Raw genomic sequence first — 15182 nt, forward strand, 5'->3', positions numbered from 1 at the left:
CTCAGAACTCCGTGCCGATGCTCAGGCCGACGGTGAACGCCGAGTCCGGGTCGTCCAGTCCGCGCGCGATGTCGAGCCGCAGCGGCCCCACCGGCGAGCGCCAGCGCAGGCCGACGCCCACGCCGGTGTGCCAGTCCGGCCGGTCGTCGAAGGCGCTGCCGCTGTCGATGAACACGGCCGCGCCCCAGTCCTCGAGGAAGTAGCGCTCGTACTCGATGCTGGCGGTGAGTACGTTGCGCGCGCCGGTGGCCAGATAGCCGGTCTCGTGCAGGTTGCCGGCCTCGTCGCGTTCGTAGCGGGTCAGGCGCGGGCCCACCTCGCGCCATTCGTAGCCGCGGATGCTGCGCTCGCCGCCGGCGTAGAAGCGCAGGCTCGGCGGCATGTCGACCAGGGCGCTGGTCCAGGTGTAGCCGGCCTCGGCGCGCAGGATCAGGCGTGCGTCGTCGCCGAGGCCCTTGAACGTGGTCGCACGCGCGTGCAGCTGCAGGAAGCTGGCGTCCGACCCCGCGCCTTCCACGCCGCTGCGCAGCACCAGGGAACCACCGACGCCGCTGCGCGGGAACACCAGGTTGTCGAGGTTGCGGTAGTCGGCGCGCACCGAGGGGAAGGTGAAGGTCGCATAGCGGTATTCGGGGTCCACCGCGCGGCCGGCGACGCCGTCGTCGGCGTACAGCCAGCGCTCGCGCAGCACGTGCACCGACGCGACCAGGTCGAGGTGGCGGTTGTAGCGCCCGCTGCGGCTGCCGACCAGTTCCACCCGCCGGGTGTCGATGTAGTCGGTCTGCTCGTCGTAGGCCTGGGCGCTGACCGTGTACCAGCCGTCGCGCCAGGCGAACGCGGGGATGCGGTACTGCAGGGTCAGGGTCTTGCGCTTGCGCGCGTGGTCCACCTGCGCCAGCGCCTTGTGGCCGCGGGTGTTGACGTAGCGCCGCTCCACGCCCAGGCGCACGCCGGGGCCGCTGTCGGTGCCGTAGCTCACGCCGGCGGTGTAGATGCTGCGCTTGGCCGGGGTGAGCTTGACCGTCACCGGCACGCGGTTGTCCACCGCCTGGTCCGGATGCGGAGTGATCTCGATGTCGCCGAAGTAGTCCAGGCGCGAGAGCGAGGTGCGCAGGCGGTCGAGGCGCCCCTGGTGGTAGTACTGGCCTTCCTCCCAGTACACCAGCTTCTCGAGCAGGTCCTGGCGGATGATCGGGCGCTCCTGCTCGATCGTGGTCGGGCCCATGTCGTAGCGCGGGCCGCTGGTCCAGACCAGCTCGATGTCGGCCGCGTGTTCGGCGCGGGTGACCTCGACCCGGCGCGAGGAGAAGTCGGCGTCGAAATAGCCCCGCTCGGTCAGGCGGCGGCTGATGCGGATCTTGCTGGCCTCGTAGTCGGCGTGGTTGAAGATCGCGCCGGGGGAGGGGATGAAGGCATCGAGATCGTCCTGCAGGTAGCGGTCGCGCTGGCCCTCGCCGATGATCGCGATGTCCGAATTGCGCACCCGCACCGGTTCGCCCGGGTCGATCCGCAGGGTGACCGCCACGGTGCCGTTGTCGCGGTTGCGCTCGACCTCGATCGCCGGGGAGTAGAAGCCGAACGGCTCCAGCGCCTCGCGCGCCTCGGCCTCGGCGACCCGCACCAGGTAGCCCAGGCGCCGGCCCGTGACATCCTGCCCGGCCGCGTCGACCAGCGACAGCGACACGCGCACGTTCTCCTCCATCTCCTCGTTGAGCCCGACGATCGTGACCGGGCCGACGGTGACCGCATGCGCCGCGCCGCAGGCAAGGAGCGCCAGCAGGGCGAGGACGGCGATGCGGTGGGGGAGGCGCATCGGGGGAGGATACCCAAGCAGTGTCGAAAGACGTTTAACGGATCCAGGCTGGAACGATGGGAAGGTGCATGCGTCGCGCGGGTGCCCCCACCCCGACCCTCCCCCGCAGGCGGGGGAGGGAGCGCAAGCGGGGGAGGGAGCGCAAGCGGAGGAGCGAGCGCAGCGTGCAAGGGAGCGGAAGCGGGCAAGGGGGCGCAAGCGGGCGAGCGAGCGCAGCGGGCGAGGGAGTGCAAGCGGGCGAGGGAGTGCGGCGAGGGAGGGGGCGCAGGCCGACGAGGAAGCGCAGCGGGCAAGCGAGCGCATGCGGCAAGGGCGCGCCAGCGGGGGAGGGAGCGAAGGATCGTCGCCGTGCGCGTCGCAGCTCCCACGCCCGCCGCGGCGCCCTCGTGGACAGCGGGCGGAGCCGTCCCTCGCGGTCGTCATGGCTGCCCCCCATGCGGCTGCGCATGCGGGCCGTGACGGACGCCGCGCCAAAGCCCTCCCCCGCCTGCGGGGGAGGGTTGGGTGGGGGCAGGCCGGTGCGTGCCGTGCCCGGCGTCGACTCAGGCCGACAGGTGCTCGATCGCCGCCACGCTGCCCAGCCGCGCCGACAGGCGCTTGAGCAGGGCCAGGCGGTTGCGGCGCAGGTCCGGGTCCTCGGCGTTCACCATCACCGCGTCGAAGAACGCGTCCACCTGCGGGCGCAGCGCGGCCAGGCGGCCGAGCACCGCGACGTAGTCGCCGCGGGCCAGGGCCCCGTCGGTGTCGGCGATGGCCGCGTCCACGGCGGCCGCGAGCGCCAGCTCGGCGGACTCGCGCAGCAGCGCGCGGTCCACAGACTCGGGGATCGGGTCTTCCGCCTTGCGCAGGATGTTGCCGATGCGCTTGTTGGCCGCGGCCAGCGCCTCGGCCTCGGGCAGGGCCGCGAAGTGGCCGATGGCGGCGATGCGGCGGTCGAAGTCGGCCAGCGAGGCCGGCCTCATCGCCGCGACCGCGTTGAACTGCTGCACCGGCACGCCTTTGTCGGCGTAGTAGCCGCGCAGGCGCTCAAGGATGAAGTCGTAGAGTTCCTCGACGCCCGAAGACGCGTCGCCATCGCGAAGCGCGGTGAACTCTTCGAGTGCCTTGCGGGCGGACGCAGCTTCCTTCTCGCCCTTGGCATCGCCGACGGCCTTCTCCGCGTTCGCGACGCAGGCGGAGAGTGCGGCCCGTCGTGCCCGCAAGAGATGGTCGCGCAGGTCGAAGTCGAGCCCACCCTCGATCAGCGTGCGCGCCAGCCCCAGCGCATTGCGCCGCAGCGCGAACGGATCCTTGTTGCCGGTCGGCTTGAGGCCCGCGGCGAAGCCGCCGGCCAGGGTGTCGAGGCGCTCGGCGATGGCGAGCACCCGGCCCAGCGGCGAGGGCGCGATCGCGTCGGCGGCGAAGCGCGGCTGCCAGGCCTCGTCGATCGCGTTGGCCAGCGCCACGCGCTGCGCGTGCGGCAGGTCGGCGAGCGCGGCGTCCTGCATCGCGTAGTGGCGTCCGGCGATGCCCTGCAGTTCGGGGAACTCGTTGACCAGCCGCGACTGCAGGTCGGCCTTGGACAGCTGCGCAGCGCGCCGCGCCAGCGCCGGGTCGACGCCCGCCTGCGGCGCGATCGCCTCGGCCAGCGCGGCCACGCGCGCGACCTTGTCGGCGACGGTGCCCAGCTTCGCCTGGTAGGTGACGGTCGCCAGGCCCGCGTTCATCGACTCCAGGCCCTGCTTCATGTCCTCGACGAAGAAGAACTTGGCGTCGGCGAAGCGCGGCCGGATCACGCGTTCGTAGCCCTTGCGGATCTCGCCGTCGTCCCTGGGGTCGATGTTGGCGATGCCGATGAAGTGCGACGTCAGCCGGCCCTCGGCGTCGAGCACCGGGAAGAACTTCTGGTTGGCCTCCATGGTCGCCACCAGCGCTTCCTGCGGCACGGCCAGGAACTCCTCGTCGAAGGCGCAGGACACCGCGCGCGGCCACTCGTTGAGGCAGACCACCTGGTCGAGGTTGTCGGCGTCGATGCGGGCGCGGCCGCCCGCCGCCGCCGCCGCGGCCTCGACCTGTTCCACGATGCGGGCGCGGCGCTCGTCCGGATCCACCAGCACCTTGGCCCCGCGCAGCGCGTCGACGTAGTCGGCCGGGGTGGAGATCCACACCGGGCGCTCGTGCAGGAAGCGGTGGCCGCGGCTGAAGCGGTCGGCGCGCACGCCAAAGGCCTCGGCCTCCACCACGTCCTGGCCCAGCAGCAGCACCAGCCACAGGACCGGGCGCGCGAAGGCGTAGTCGTGGTTGCCCCAGCGCATCGGCCTGGGGATCGGGATCGCGGCGATCGCCTCGGCCAGCACCTCGGGCAGCAGGTCGCGGGTCTTCGCCCCCGGCTTCACCGAGCGCAGCACGAAGCGCTCGCCCCTGGCGTCGGTGGCGCGTTCGAGCGCGGTCCATTCCACCCCGGCCTTGGCGGCGAAGCCGAGCAGGGCCCGGGTCGGCTGGCCGTCGGCGTCGAGGGCGACGTTGACGTAGGGGCCGAACACCTCCGAGGACTGCTCGGGCTGCTCCACCGCCACGCCCGGCAGCAGCACCGCCAGCCGCCGCGGCGAGTACAGCGGCCTGGCGTCGCCGCGTTCGACCGCGATGCCGCGCCGCTCCAGCGCCGCCAGCACGCCGTCGAAGAACGCCAGCGCCAGCCCCGGCAGGGCCCTGACCGGCAGTTCCTCGGTGCCCAGTTCGACCAGCAGCGGAAGTTGTTCGCTCATTCTTCAACCTTGTGTCGTCTCCCTCCCCGCTTGCGGGGGAGGGCCGGGGTGGGGGCGCGCGGCGAGCCCCCATCCGCCCTTCGGGCACCTTCCCCCGCGCGCGGGGGAAGGAAGGAGGTCAGGCCGCCCTGGGCGGGGTCTTCAAACCGGGGAAGCCCAGCTTCCGGCGCTGCTCGTGGTACGCCTGCGCCACCGCCTGCGCCAGCCTGCGCACGCGCAGGATGTAGCGCTGGCGCTCGGTGACGCTGATCGCGCGGCGCGCGTCGAGCAGGTTGAAGCTGTGGCTGGCCTTGCACACCTGGTCGTAGGCCGGCAGCGGCAAGCCGGCCTCGACCAGCTTCAGGGCCTCGGCCTCGCAGGCGTCGAAGCGGTGGAACAGCTCGGCCACGTCGGCGTGCTCGAAGTTGTAGGCGCTCTGCTCGCGCTCGTTCTGCAGGAACACGTCGCCGTAGGTCACCACGCCCTGCGGCCCGACCGTCCAGACCAGGTCGTAGACGTTGTCGCAGTCCTGCAGGTACATGCACAGCCGCTCAAGGCCGTAGGTGATCTCGCCCAGCACCGGCCGGCACTCCAGGCCGCCGGCCTGCTGGAAGTAGGTGAACTGGGTGATCTCCATGCCGTTGAGCCAGACCTCCCAGCCCAGGCCCCAGGCGCCGAGCGTGGGCGATTCCCAGTTGTCCTCGACCAGGCGCAGGTCGTGCACCAGCGGATCGATCCCGAGTTCCTTCAGCGAGCCGAAGTAGCGCTCGACGATGTTGTCCGGGTTGGGCTTCATCACCACCTGGTACTGGTAGTAGTGCTGCAGGCGGTTGGGGTTCTCGCCGTAGCGGCCGTCGGTGGGGCGGCGCGAGGGCTGCACGTAGGCCGCGTTCCACGGCTCGGGCCCGATCGCACGCAGGAAGGTGGCCGGATGGAAGGTGCCGGCGCCGACCTCCAGGTCGAGCGGCTGGACCAGCACGCAGCCCTGCGCCGCCCAGTACGCGTCGAGGCGGGCGATCAGTTCCTGGAACGTGGGTCCGGTCATCGGCTGGAAACGGGATTCGGCGGCTGGCGCAGGGGCGCTAGTATACGGTGGACCCCGAAGCGACCGGCGCCGGCCGGCACGGAGCCACGCGTGAACGAACCACTCGCCAGGCCATCGGCCGCCGCCCACGCGCGCCTGCCGCCGGGGCGGCTGGCTCTCGAGCCGGTGGTCGCCGCGCTCGAGGCCGACGGCCTGCTGGCGCGCAAGGACGCCGAGCACGCGCGCGCCAGCGCCCGCCACGTGCGCGGACTCGAGGCGGTGCATCCGCTGGTACTGCTGGCCAACCTCAAGCTGCCCTCGGCCCTGCGCCCGGGCAGCGAGCTGGGCCTGGAGGCGTTGACCGAGTGGCTGGCCGAGGCCAGCGGCCGCCCCTACCTGCGCATCGATCCGACCAGGATCGTGGTCGCCGAGGTCACCGACGTGGTCTCGCACGCCTACGCCCGCCGGCACCGGATCCTGCCGGTGGAAGTGCGCCCGGACCGCGTGCGCATCGCCACCAGCGAGCCGCTTGCGCTGGACTGGCTGCCTGACATCCAGCGCCTGCTGCGGCGGGAAATCGAGCTGGTGGTCGCCAACCCGCTCGACCTGCACCGCTACACGATGGAGTTCTACGGCGTCACCCGCTCGGTGCGCGGCGCACAGCAGGACGGCGGCGAGAAGGGCAGCCAGGCGCCGAGCTTCGAGCAGCTGGTCGAGCTGGGCCGCGCCGGCGACGTCAATGCCGACGACCACCACATCGTCAACATCGTCGACTGGCTGCTGCAGTACGCCTACGAGCAGCGCGCCTCCGACATCCACCTCGAGCCGCGCCGCGACGTCGGCCGGGTGCGCTTCCGGATCGACGGCGTGCTGCACCAGGTGTTCGAGATGCCGCCGCCGGTGATGACCGCGGTGGTCTCGCGGATCAAGGTGCTCGGGCGCATGGACCTGGCCGAGCGCCGGCGGCCGCAGGACGGCCGCATCAAGACCCGCTCGCCGGGCGGGCGCGAGGTGGAGATGCGCCTGTCCACCATGCCCACCGCCTTCGGTGAGAAGTGCGTGATGCGCATCTTCGACCCGGACACCGCGTTCAAGGACATCGAGCAGCTCGGCTTCGACCCGGGCGAGGCGGCGACCTGGAAGGAGCTCACCAGCCGCCCGCACGGGATCGTGCTGGTCACCGGCCCCACCGGCTCGGGCAAGACCACCACGCTGTACTCCACGCTCAAGCGGCTGGCCACCTCCGACGTCAACGTGTGCACGGTCGAGGATCCGATCGAGATGATCGCGCCCGAGCTCAACCAGATGCAGGTGCACCACGCGATCGACCTGGGCTTCGCCCAGGGCGTGCGCACCCTGCTGCGCCAGGATCCGGACATCATCATGATCGGCGAGATCCGCGACCTGGACACCGCGCAGATGGCGGTGCAGGCCTCGCTCACCGGCCACCTGGTGCTCTCGACCCTGCACACCAACGACGCGCCCTCGGCGATCACCCGCCTGCTCGACCTCGGCCTGCCGCACTACCTGATCGCCTCCACCCTCAACGGCATCCTCGCCCAGCGCCTGGTGCGCACCCTGTGTCCGCACTGCAAGGCGCCGCGCCCGCTCGCGCCCGAAGCGTGGCGCGCGCTGTTCCCCGGCCCCGACGCACCGCCCATTCCCACCGGCACCTGCGGTCCGGTCGGTTGCCTGGAGTGCCGCAAGACCGGCTACCTGGGGCGGGTGGGCATCTACGAGCTGATGCCGGTCACCCCGCGCCTGCGCGCGCTGGTCCGCCCCGACATGGAACTGGCCGCCTTCACCCGCGCCGCGGTCGGCGAAGGCCTGCGGACCCTGCGCGTGGCCGCCGCGGAAAAGGTCGCGCGCGGCCTGACCACGGTGGAGGAGGTGCTGACGGTGCTGCCGCCGACCGAGTGACGGCCGCGTCGCGTCGATCGCCACCGCCCGGCGCCGCGCCGGCGATGCAGTAGCATGTCGCCATCGTGGCGTGGGCCACGTCTGAATGGTGGAACGGACTGGCATGTCGACGCGAACCATGGGGCCGGGCGCCGGGTGGTCCTGGCTGGCTCGGGCGGTCAACCTCGGGCGCAACAACCCGCGCGCGGTGATCGGCGCGATCGCCATCGTCGCCGCGCTGGCGCTGGTGCCGAGCCTGCTGCAGATGGGGCTGCAGTCGGCGCTGTCCGGCAGCCCGCAGTCGGCGATGGTGGTGGGCGGGCTTGCCACCCTGGCCTCGCTGGTCGTGTTCCCGCTGCTCATCGGTGGCGTGCTGCGGGTGATCGACGCGGCCGAGCACGGCCGCCCCACCGCGCCGGGCGCGGTGTTCGAGCCGTTCCGCGCCGGTCGCGGCGGGGGACGGCTGGTCGGGTTCGGCCTGCTGATGAGCGCGCTCTACCTGCTGGTCTTCGGCGTACTGGTCGGCACCCTGGGCGAGGGGCTGCCGGAGTGGTACGCGCAGGTCATGCAGCTGCAGGTCGAAGCCGCCGGCCGGCCGATCCAGCCCGGCGACCTGCCCGATCCGCCGCCGGGCCTGGGCAAGGTGCTGGGCCTGGGCCTGCTGCTGGGCATGTTCCTGGGCGGCGCCTACGCGATCGGCTTCGGCCAGGTGGCCCTGGGCGGGCGCGGCGTGCTGGGGGCGGTGCGCGACGGGCTCGCGGGGGCGCTGCGCAACCTGCTGCCGATCGTGGTGCTCGCGGTGCTGTCGGTGTTGGCGCTGTTCGCCCTGTTCCTGGTGCTGATGCTGGTCGGCGGGCTGCTGATGCTGGTCGGCAGCCTGGTCCATCCGGCGCTCGGGATGTTGTTGGTCGCGCCGCTCTACCTGGGCATGATCCTGCTGATGTACGTGGTGATGTTCGGCGTCATGTACCACATGTGGCGCGACGTCTGCGGGGCGCCGCCGGCGCCGCCGACGCTGCCGGGGAACCAGGTGGAACTCTGATGCCGCCCGCGGCCGCGAGATCCGGCGCGGGCCGTGCCGGCGCCGCGCGCGGCACCGGCGGGAGCCGCGGCTAGAGGAGGGCGTCGAAGGCGCGTTCGATCGCCTGCTGCGTGGCCGCCAACAGGCATGCGCCCGCGGCCACGGCTGCGAGCAGCTGCAGCCCCAGCCAGGCGAGCGACCAGGCCGGTAGCCGCGCCCCGGCACGCTGGAGCACGCGCGTCCCGGCGAGGCGGTCGTGCAGCGCCTGGTGCCGCGGCGGCAGGGCCGCCAGCAGGTGGCCGAGGTTGAGGCTGAGCCAGGACAGCGTCCCGGCAAGGTGGCGCAGCGCCGCGCGCCCGAGAGCCAGCCGCGCGCCCCGCGCGTCCACGACCCGCAGGCCGAGCGCGCGCTTGCCCGGCGTGGCCTGCAACGGCGAGGCTTCGAACCCCGCGAACCAGGCCAGGGCCAGCAGCGCGGCCAGCAGCGCAGGCGCCACCACCGCGTCGGCGACCGCGCCCGACAGCGCGGTGACCGCCTCGCGCCAGGCGGGATCGCGCAGCCAGCCGCGCGCCAGCGCCAGCGCGCCGGTGCCGTGCACCAGGGCGTCGACCATGGCCTGCGCCATCCGCTGCGCGATGGCCTCCAGCGCAGCGGTCGCGCGTGCCGACGCCGCGGCGATGCGGCCGGCGCACGCGGCCAGCGCCAACGCCACCGGCACCAGCATGTCCAGCGACCAGGCCAGGTAGCGGCGCAGCAGTCCGGCCGGCACCTGCTCCGGCCCGGGCGCTGCGTTCATGCGTCGCCGGCGGCCCCGTCCTCCGCCGCGTCCTCCGTCTTGGGCGCCAGCAGCCGCGCGGCGATGATCCCGGCCTCGTACAGCAGGCACATCGGGATCGCCAGCATCAGCTGCGACACCACGTCCGGCGGCGTGATCACCGCCGCGACGATGAACACGCCGACCACCGCGTAGCCGCGCCATTCGCGCAGCTGCGCCGGGGTCACCCAGCCCAGCAGCACCAGGATCACCAGCGCCACCGGCAGCTCGAAGCTGATGCCGAAGGCGAGGAAGATCACCAGCACGAAGTTCAGGTAGGCGTTGATGTCGGTCATCATCGCCACGCCGTCGGGCGTGATCGCGGTGAGGAAGCCGAACACCGCCGGCAGCACCAGGAAGAAGGCGAACGCGCAGCCGATGTAGAACAACAGCACCGCCGAGACCAGCAGCGGCAGGGCCAGGCGCTTCTCGCGCCGGTACAGGCCGGGCGCGACGAAGGCCCAGGCCTGGTACAGCAACCACGGCATGGTCAGCAGCAGCGCGGCGAACAGCGCCAGCTTGAGCGGGGCGAAGAACGGCGAGGCCACCTCGACCGCGATCAGGTGCGCGCCCTCGGGCAGTTTCTCCAGCAGCGGCCGGGCGAACCAGCCGTACAGGCGGTTGGCGAACGGCAGCAGCGCGAGCAGGGCGATGCCCAGGCCGGCGATCGCCCGCAGCAGGCGCGTGCGCAGTTCGACCAGGTGCTCGATCAGGCTGCCCGAGCCGTCGTCGTCTTCAGCGCTGCTGGCCATCGTCCCCGTCGTGTCCGTCGTCGATGCCCGGCAACCCGGGCTGCCGTGACGCGTCGCCGGCCGCGGTCGCGTCGGCGGGATCGGCCGCCGGCGCGCCGGCCGTCCCGGGCGCGGGCGTCCCGGCCAGGTCGCGGCGCAGGCCCTCGATCCCGCGCCGCGCCTCCTCTTCGGCCGCGCGGGCCTTGGCCTGCACCTCGGCCTCGGTCTCGCGCATCGTCTGCTCCAGCTGCGCGGCCGCCTTGCGGGCCTCGTCCATGCTGCGCTTGAGCTCCTCGGCGGCCAGTTCGCGCTCGAGCTCGGACTTCACCGAGTACCACTGCGCGCGTGCGCGCCGCACCCACAGCCCGGCGAACCGCGCCGCCTTGGGCAGGCGCTCGGGGCCGAGCACGACCAGGGCGACCACCGCGACCAGCAGCAGTTCGCTGAAGCCGATGTCGAACATGGAGGCGGCCGCGAACCCGCGGCCTCAGCGCGACACCGAGTCGTCCTGCCGGGACTTGCCCGGCGCGGTGCCCTCGCGCTCGCCGGCCTCGGACTTGTGGTCGAGCTCGGCGGCCGGCCGGTCGTCGTCGGCCATGCCCTTCTTGAACCCCTTCACCGCCTCGCCCAGGTCGCGGCCGGCGCCGCGCAGGCGCTTGGTGCCGAATACCAGCAGCACCACGACCAGCACGATCAGCCAATGCCAGATGCTGAAACTACCCATTGCGTGTTCCCGCCGAACCGTGAGGAGAGGCGCTCAGGATACTCCAGCCCGCGTGGCGGGACCGTGCCCGGCGCCCGCCCGCGCGATCAGGGGATTTCGGGGAGCGGCTCGACCAGCGCGGGATTGTCGTGGACCGGCTCGAACGCGCCCGGCTGCGGGCCGGACTGCGGCGCCTCCAGCAGCGGCGCGGTGCTGGCCGTGGCGGGGTCGGGCTGCGGCGCAGGCACGGCGGCCGTCGCCGGGGCCGGTGAGCCCGAGGTGCCGCGGGCCGCGCGGGCCGCCGCGGTGGCCTCCTCGAGCTGGTCGCGGAAGGCCACCACCGCGCCCGAGGGCGGCTGCTGGATGCGGCCCTCCAGGATCATGCGCGGGGTGGTGCCGGCGCCGTAGACGACCTGGTTGGCGTCGTGGTCGATCCGCAGCACCGCGCCGTCCAGGGCCACGCCGGCGAACAGGCCGCGCGCGCGCGACCAGGACCAGATCTCGGCCTTGAGCTGGCCGTCGGTCGCGGCGGCGGCGTTGCGGCCCACCGGCCCGGCGGCCACGCCGGCGTCGGCGCCCAGGGTCACCTTGCCGTTGACGATCGACTCGAGGCTGCGGTCGTTGCGGAACACCAGCACCACGTCGGCCGACTGCACGCCGGCCTGCAGGCCGATGCTGCCGCCGGTGAGGGTGACGAAGCTGGGGTTGGACCAGGTGCCGTCGGGCGACTTCACCGACAGCAGGCCGTGGCCGCGGCGGCCGCCGAACACCAGCCCGACCTTGAGCGTGTCGGGGACCACCACGATCGCCCGCGCCTCGTCGAGCAGCTTGTCGGGGATCGCCGACTCGGGGATCGCCTGGACCTCGGTGAGCACCCGCACCGCGTTGCGCGCGCGTTCGTCCTCCTCGGGGCCGGCGACCGCGCCGGCGGACGCCAGCGACAGCGCCAGCAGCGCCACGGCGACCAGGCGGCGCGGCAGGGAACGGGTGCGGGAAGCGGTCATGTCGGACTCCACGGTGGACGGCCCGCCGCGCGTCGCGGCGACGGCTCAGGCTAGTGACGGGGCGATGAATCGCGGATGAGTTGCGCCGGTGCACCGCAGCGTCCCCGCCGGCCGCCGTGCGCGTCCCGCCGCGGCCTGCCATCCTATGCCGATGACGACCGCCCCCGCTCCCATCGCGTCCGGCACCGCCGTGCTGCTGGTCAACCTCGGCACCCCGCAGGCGCCGACCCCCGGCGCGGTGCGCCGCTACCTGGCCCAGTTCCTGTCCGATCCCTACGTGGTGCAGATCCCCCGGCTGGTGTGGTGGCCGCTGCTGCACGGGCTGGTGCTGCCGCTGCGCTCGGCGCGGGTGGCGAGGAAATACGCCGGGATCTGGATGGAAGGCGGTTCGCCGCTGGCGGTGCATACGCAGCGCCTGGCCGCACGGCTGCAGGGGCTGTTGCCGCAGGTGCTGGTCGACCACGCGATGCGCTACGCCGAGCCCGCGCTGGACGCACGCCTGCGCGCGCTGGCCGGTGCCGGCGTGGAGCGGTTGCTGGTGCTGCCGCTGTATCCGCAGTACTCGTCCACCACCACCGGCACGGTGGCCGCGCTGGTGGAGCGCGAACGCGGCCCGATGCAGGCGCGCGTGGTCGAGGACTACGCCACCGACCCGGGCTGGGTGGACGCGGTGGCGGCCTCGATCCGGGCCCACTGGGCCGCGCACGGGCGCGGGCAGCGGCTGCTGTTCTCGTTCCATGGCCTGCCGCAGCGGCTGGTCGACGGCGGCGATCCCTACGCCGCGCAGTGCCAGGCCAGCGTGGCCGCGATCGCGCGCGCGCTGGGGCTGGATCCGTCCGGATACGCGATGTCCTACCAGTCGCGCTTCGGCCGCGAGCGCTGGCTGGGCCCGGCGACCGACGCCACCGTGCGCGCGCTGGCCGCCGAGGGCGTGCGCGAGCTGGACGTGGTGTGCCCCGGCTTCGCCACCGACTGCCTGGAGACGCTGGAGGAGATCGCGATCGAGAACGCGCAGCTGTTCCGCGAGGCCGGCGGCAGCCGCCTGCGCTACATCCCCTGCCTCAACGATGCCCCCGACCACGCCGCGGCGCTGGCCGCGATCGTCCGTCGCGAGCTGGCGGCCTGGGACCGCGCGGGCTGATGCGCGAGCTGGCCGTCGAACTGCCGGGCGGGACCGTCCGCGGACTGCGCTGGGGCGAGGCCGGGCGGCCGCCGGTACTGGCGCTGCACGGCTGGCTCGACAACGCGGCCAGCTTCGTGCCGCTGGCCGCGCACCTGGAGGGCATCGAGCTGGTCGCCATCGACCTGCCCGGGCACGGCCGCAGCGCGCACCTGCCGCCGGGCGCGGACTACTCGTTCGCCGCCGCCGTGCACCTGGTGCTGGACGTGGCCGACGCCCTGGGCTGGGAGCGTTTCGCCCTGCTCGGGCATTCGATGGGCGCCGGGATCTCCAGCCTGGTGGCCGCGGCCTGCCCGGAGCGGGTGCGCCGGCTGGTCGCGATCGAGGCGCTCGGCGCGCTGCCCGACACCCCCGAAAACACCGTGCCGCGCCTGCGCCAGGCGGTCGCCTCCACCCGCGCGTTGCGCGGCAAGCGCCTGCGCGCGTTTCCCGACCTGGAAACCGCGGTGCGGGCGCGGATGATGGCCCGCGTCGGCGCGATGGAAGAGGCGGCCGCCAGGCTGCTGGTCGAACGCGGCACGCGCCCGGTCGCGCTGGATGGCGGCGGCAGCGGCTGGGAATGGAGCAGCGACCCGCGCCTGACCGTGACCACCATGCTGCGCCCGACCGAGGAACAGGTGCGGGCGCTGATCGCCGGGATCGAATGCCCGACCCGGGTCATCCATGCCGACCCGCCGCAGCCCTACCTGCCCGAACCCGAGCGCAGCGAGCGGGCGGCGCTGCTGCCGCGCGGGGAACTGCTGGTGCTGCCCGGCGGCCACCACCTGCACATGGAGCAGCCGGCCGCCGTGGCGGCCGCGATCGGCGGCTTCCTGGCCGAGGCCGACTGAGCGCGGCCGGCTACTGCCGCCGCAGCTCCCGCAGCTGCACGCCGAGGATCACGCGTTCGTCGCCGACGTTGCGGCTGAACGAGAGGGTCGCGTTGCGGGTGCCGGCGGTTCCGGGCTTCTCGAACGCCAGCATCGCGGTGTCGGCCGAATGCCGCGCCGACAGGGTCCGGGTCCAGCCGTCCTCGCGCATCGCCGCCTCGGCGGCGGCGAGCAGGGCGTCGACGTCGCCCGGCACGCTCAGGCTCAGCACGCTGGCCTGCGGCAGGGACATCACGCTGTTCACGCGGTAGCCCGCGGGCAGGAAGACGTCGTCGGGAAAGCCCGGCGGCAGCGGCAGCGAGTCGCGGTCGCCGGCCGCCGCCGGTCCCGCGTCGCCGGCCCCGCGGGCGGCGTGTCCGATCGCCGCGGCGATCGGATTGCCGGCGCGCTGGCAGCCGCCCAGCAGCGCGAGCGCGGCGAGGACGGCCAGCGACAGGCGGATCGCGCGGGTCGGGACAGGGCTCATCGCACCACTCGGGTCGGCATTCGGGATCGGGCCACGGTTCCCCCCGGTTAACGCGGCGCGCGCGGCGGAGCGGCCACGCGGCGGGAGGGGGCACCGTCGGCGGCGTCCGGGCGGGCGCCGGCGCGCCGCGCGGGGGCCGCCTTCAGCCCACCAGCACGTGCAGGGCGGCCTTGAGCCGCCGCCCTTCCTCGCGGAAGTAGTCGCGTTCGTCGCGCCAGTCGGGGCAGCGGCGCTCCACCTCGCGCCAGAAAGCGCGCGAGTGGTCGGCGTGCACCAGGTGGCAGAGTTCGTGCACCAGCACGTAGTGGAACGCGCTCGGCCGTCCCAGCACCAGGGCCAGGTCCAGGGTGAGGGTGCCGTCGGGGGCCAGCGAGCCCCACTGCGAGGACAGCACCCGCAGCCGGATCCGCCGCGGCGGCCGCGGCAGGCCGGGCAGGTAGGCCGGCAGCCAGCGGCCGATGTCGGCCCGGGCCTGGGCCTCGTAGAAATCGCGCAGCGCGCGCGCGGCCGCGGCCGCGCCGGCGCGCGGCGGCAGCTGCAGCACCACCGCGTCGTCCTCAAGCAGGGCCCGCGCGGCGCGCCCGCCCTCCCAGCGCAGCGCCAGGCGATCGCCACGCAGCGGGACCGCGCCGGGCTCGCCCGGCACCAGCGGCTGCACGTCATCCTCGCGCGGCGCCAGCTGGTGGGTCAGCCAGTCGCGGTGCTCGAGCAGGAACCGCTCGCCCGCGGCCAGGCTCACCCGCGGCGGCAGGGTCAGGCGCGGCCCGCGTTCGCCCACGCTCAGGCGCAGGCGCCTGGCGCGCGGGTCGCGCACCCGCAGCACGTCGATCCGGCGGCCGTCGGAGAGGACGAAGGCGATGCTGTCGCGCTGCAGGCGCGACGTCGTCGGGTCTGCCGGGGGCGACAGTCGGAACAGCGAGGGCATGGGGGAATGC

The 15182-nt window shown here is 73.8% G+C and carries 14 protein-coding genes; 4 read left to right on the top strand and 10 right to left on the bottom strand.

Annotation, left to right across the window (positions count from 1 at the left end):
• Position 1: 1 nt before the first annotated feature.
• From FQY79_RS09015 to glyQ, 3 genes are all read right to left on the bottom strand, one after another.
• Positions 2-1813 (bottom strand): autotransporter assembly complex protein TamA, encoded by a 1812-nt coding sequence (locus tag FQY79_RS09015; RefSeq protein ID WP_146312598.1) that lies wholly within the window; start codon positions 1811-1813, stop codon positions 2-4.
• Between the two features lie 542 nt (positions 1814-2355).
• Positions 2356-4557: a glycine--tRNA ligase subunit beta gene (gene glyS, locus FQY79_RS09020; RefSeq protein WP_146312599.1), complete on the bottom strand. Its 2202-nt coding sequence runs from the start codon at positions 4555-4557 to the stop codon at positions 2356-2358.
• A 118-nt stretch (positions 4558-4675) separates the two neighbouring features.
• Positions 4676-5581, bottom strand: a complete 906-nt coding sequence (gene glyQ, locus FQY79_RS09025) for a glycine--tRNA ligase subunit alpha (RefSeq protein WP_146312600.1) — start codon at positions 5579-5581, stop codon at positions 4676-4678.
• Between the two features lie 90 nt (positions 5582-5671).
• Between glyQ and FQY79_RS09030 the strand changes: the two genes are divergently transcribed.
• Together FQY79_RS09030 and FQY79_RS09035 are read left to right on the top strand one after the other, a co-directional pair.
• Positions 5672-7480: a GspE/PulE family protein gene (locus tag FQY79_RS09030; RefSeq protein WP_146312601.1), complete on the top strand. Its 1809-nt coding sequence runs from the start codon at positions 5672-5674 to the stop codon at positions 7478-7480.
• 103 nt (positions 7481-7583) lie between these two features.
• The gene (locus tag FQY79_RS09035) at positions 7584-8501 is read left to right on the top strand and encodes a hypothetical protein (RefSeq protein WP_146312602.1); all 918 of its coding nucleotides are present in this window, start codon (positions 7584-7586) and stop codon (positions 8499-8501) included.
• A 70-nt stretch (positions 8502-8571) separates the two neighbouring features.
• On the opposite strand, the gene FQY79_RS09040 is transcribed toward FQY79_RS09035, so the two are convergent.
• The 5 genes from FQY79_RS09040 to FQY79_RS09060 form a co-directional block, all read right to left on the bottom strand.
• The gene (locus tag FQY79_RS09040; protein WP_146312603.1) at positions 8572-9276 is read right to left on the bottom strand and encodes an RDD family protein; all 705 of its coding nucleotides are present in this window, start codon (positions 9274-9276) and stop codon (positions 8572-8574) included.
• Complete coding sequence (tatC, locus tag FQY79_RS09045) at positions 9273-10046, bottom strand: twin-arginine translocase subunit TatC (RefSeq protein ID WP_146312604.1); 774 nt, start codon at positions 10044-10046, stop codon at positions 9273-9275. The genes FQY79_RS09040 and tatC overlap by 4 nt, the downstream gene beginning before the upstream one ends.
• Complete coding sequence (tatB, locus tag FQY79_RS09050) at positions 10030-10488, bottom strand: Sec-independent protein translocase protein TatB (RefSeq protein WP_146312605.1); 459 nt, start codon at positions 10486-10488, stop codon at positions 10030-10032. The genes tatC and tatB overlap by 17 nt, the downstream gene beginning before the upstream one ends.
• Positions 10489-10512: 24 nt before the next feature.
• Positions 10513-10749 carry a Sec-independent protein translocase subunit TatA gene (gene tatA, locus FQY79_RS09055; RefSeq protein WP_146312606.1) on the bottom strand — a complete coding sequence of 79 codons (237 nt, stop codon included), beginning with the start codon at positions 10747-10749 and terminating at the stop codon, positions 10513-10515.
• Between the two features lie 86 nt (positions 10750-10835).
• Positions 10836-11708: a lipid-binding SYLF domain-containing protein gene (locus FQY79_RS09060; RefSeq protein ID WP_425463203.1), complete on the bottom strand. Its 873-nt coding sequence runs from the start codon at positions 11706-11708 to the stop codon at positions 10836-10838.
• Between the two features lie 175 nt (positions 11709-11883).
• Here FQY79_RS09060 and hemH point away from each other — a divergent pair, with 175 nt between their 5' ends.
• Together hemH and FQY79_RS09070 are read left to right on the top strand one after the other, a co-directional pair.
• The gene (gene hemH, locus FQY79_RS09065; RefSeq protein ID WP_146312608.1) at positions 11884-12873 is read left to right on the top strand and encodes a ferrochelatase; all 990 of its coding nucleotides are present in this window, start codon (positions 11884-11886) and stop codon (positions 12871-12873) included.
• Complete coding sequence (locus FQY79_RS09070; RefSeq protein WP_146312609.1) at positions 12873-13742, top strand: alpha/beta fold hydrolase; 870 nt, start codon at positions 12873-12875, stop codon at positions 13740-13742. The genes hemH and FQY79_RS09070 overlap by 1 nt, the downstream gene beginning before the upstream one ends.
• 10 nt (positions 13743-13752) lie before the next feature.
• Here FQY79_RS09070 and FQY79_RS09075 read toward each other — a convergent pair whose 3' ends face one another.
• On the bottom strand, positions 13753-14247 hold the full coding sequence (locus FQY79_RS09075; protein ID WP_146312610.1) for a hypothetical protein: 495 nt from the start codon (positions 14245-14247) through the stop codon (positions 13753-13755).
• Between the two features lie 142 nt (positions 14248-14389).
• Positions 14390-15172, bottom strand: a complete 783-nt coding sequence (locus tag FQY79_RS09080; protein ID WP_146312611.1) for a M48 family metallopeptidase — start codon at positions 15170-15172, stop codon at positions 14390-14392.
• Positions 15173-15182 lie beyond the last annotated feature (10 nt).

The organism is Luteimonas wenzhouensis (assembly GCF_007859305.1).
Taxonomy (GTDB): domain Bacteria; phylum Pseudomonadota; class Gammaproteobacteria; order Xanthomonadales; family Xanthomonadaceae; genus Luteimonas; species Luteimonas wenzhouensis.